Raw genomic sequence first — 2,399 nt, 5'->3', positions numbered from 1 at the left:
GTCACTATTGTTGATGCAGTTGCTCAAGAAATTTTTGGTACTCCAGAAGATGAACCTCTCAACGGCAACTTTGGAGATGATACCATCACAGGTCTAGCAGGAGATGACACTCTTGTTGGTGGTGGTTGTGACGACTCAATTATTGGCAGTCGTGGTAATGATTCCCTCTATGGTCAGGATGGCGATGATGTTTTAGAAGGTCGTCTTGGTTTTGACCATCTCTTTGGAGGGGATGGGGACGATGAGATGAATGGTGGTCAAGGACGCGATCGCCTCAATGGTGGAAGTGGAAACGACACTCTATCTGGTGGTGCTAGTATTGACCGTTTTATCTTTGCCACAAATCAGGAATTTGATGCTGATGATATTGGTGTGGATGAAATTACTGATTTTGTTGTCGGTCAAGATAAAATTCTGTTGGATCGAACTACATTTACTGCCATTAACAGTATCGCAACAGAATTTACCACTGTTACCAGTAATAATGCTGCTGCAACTTCTGAAGCAGTTATTGTTTACAACAGTAATAATGGTGCTTTATTCTACAACCCTAATGGTAATGCTGGTGGTTTTGGTGATGGCGCTCAGTTCGCCACTTTGAGTAATGGAGCATTGCTTGAAGTTGAAGACTTTATTATTAGAGGGTAATATACCCCCCTGCTGCCTTTGAAAGGGGGGAGAAGTAGGGTATCTTAGCGGAGTGTAACGCACCGAAATATTAAGGATAGGCAGTGCATTACATTTCATTAATACGCCCTACTGGAGTTATGTTATAGTATTTGCTTGTAGGAGTTTGGTTTTCAAATCTCATTTGGGTTTGGGGACTGAATGCCTACAATTTTTTTTTCACGAATTATTTCTGATATAGAATCTGGTGTGCGATTCGTCATTGCGACGATAGGAAAAAATCTCAAGGTTTTAGGAGATTGCTTCCTTCCACGGAGTGACCGTCGCAATGACTTGGATATACTAATTATCTGAATTTTATATGATGACTATATGAAAACTTCTATTTTATAACTGATGAAAATTAAACGTTTAGAAATTAATTGTTTTAGAGGAATAAAGAATTTAACTATTGATTTTGTTACTACAGAACCTACTGTATTTATTGGAATTAATGGAGTAGGGAAATCTAGTATTTTAGATTGTATAGCAATTCTCTTTTCTTGGCTTTTATCTAGAATTCAGTATGAACCAAAAAGGACAATACAGGATTTAGCTTTAGATGATTTTATAGATAAATCAAAAGGAAGACGTTTTAGCGAAGAGGATATTAAAAATGGATATGAAACAACTGACTGTGAAATTATCTTTTCAATTGATGGTTTAGAAAATCAAATAGGTTTAGCTCAAAACAACGGTGGAGGTTGGGGAATATCTATAAAATCACCATCAATAGTAGATGATATTCGTACTAAATTGAAAAATAATTCTCAACTTGATATTCCTCTAATTGTTTACTATCCTGTTAATCGTTCTGTACTTAGTGTACCTTTAGAAATTGAAGTTGAAGACTACTCTTTCAAACAAGTTGATGGTTATGAACAAGCACTTGATGGAATACAAATTAATTTTGATAGCTTTTTCAAATGGTTTAGAGTAATAGAAGAAACCGAAAATGAAGAACTTCGAGATGATATAAAATATCGCGATCGCCAACTTGAAGCAGTCAGAAAATCTATCTATTCTATATTAGGAAAAAATGACTTTTCTGATATTAGAGTCCGTCGCAAACCTTACCCAAGAATGACAATAAAAAAACAAGACCAAGAACTTGATATTCAACAACTATCTGATGGAGAAAAAAGCTTATTAACATTAGTAGGTGACTTAGCCAGACGTTTAGCAATAGCTAATCCAAGTTTAGGCGATCCCTTAAAAGCAAATAGTGTGGTATTAATAGATGAAATTGAACAACATTTACATCCTGCTTGGCAGCGTGAAGTAATTCCTAAACTAACAGAAACATTTCCTAACTGTCAATTTATTATTACTACTCATTCCCCACAAGTTATCAGTCAAATCAAACCGAATAGCGTTTATATTTTAGAAAAAATAGATGATAATATTGTTGTCAAACATCCTTCTAGTTCGTTCGGTAGAGATAGTAATCGTATTTTAGAAGACTTGATGAAAGTTTCCGAACGTCCACAACAAATCAAGGAAAAATTGATGGAATTATTTCGATTAATAGATAGTGGAAATCTTGAGTCAGCTAGACAACTACGGCTAGAAATTGAGAAAGAAATAGGTACTGATGAACCAGAATTTGTCAGAGCAGATATATTGATGCGTCGGCGGGAGATTTTGAATAAGTGAAGTATATAAAAAAGGGTGATGAACCTGAAGATTTAGCAAAATTTAAAGCGTCTGCCAATCTTCATTGGCAGACGCTT

The 2,399-nt window shown here is 35.6% G+C and carries 2 protein-coding genes; both read left to right on the top strand.

Features of this window, described 5'->3' with window-relative positions; all coding sequences use genetic code 11:
* On the top strand, nucleotides 1-648 hold a 648-nt coding region (locus F6K13_RS28585; protein WP_287289226.1), incomplete at its 5' end, for a calcium-binding protein.
* A gap of 375 nt (nucleotides 649-1,023) precedes the next feature.
* Nucleotides 1,024-2,322, top strand: coding sequence for an AAA family ATPase (locus tag F6K13_RS28580; protein WP_124154683.1), 1,299 nt, complete (start codon nucleotides 1,024-1,026; stop codon nucleotides 2,320-2,322).
* Nucleotides 2,323-2,399 lie beyond the last annotated feature (77 nt).

Origin of the sequence: Okeania sp. SIO2B9, from assembly GCF_010672505.1 — a bacterium.
GTDB lineage: Bacteria > Cyanobacteriota > Cyanobacteriia > Cyanobacteriales > Microcoleaceae > Okeania > Okeania hirsuta.
This window is presented reverse-complemented; position numbering and strand designations above follow the sequence as displayed.

Bases quoted from the DNA above. Each gene is read 5' to 3' on its own strand.
- F6K13_RS28580 (WP_124154683.1), top strand. From the start codon at position 1,024: ATGAAAATTAAACGTTTAGAAATTAATTGTTTTAGAGGAATAAAGAAT.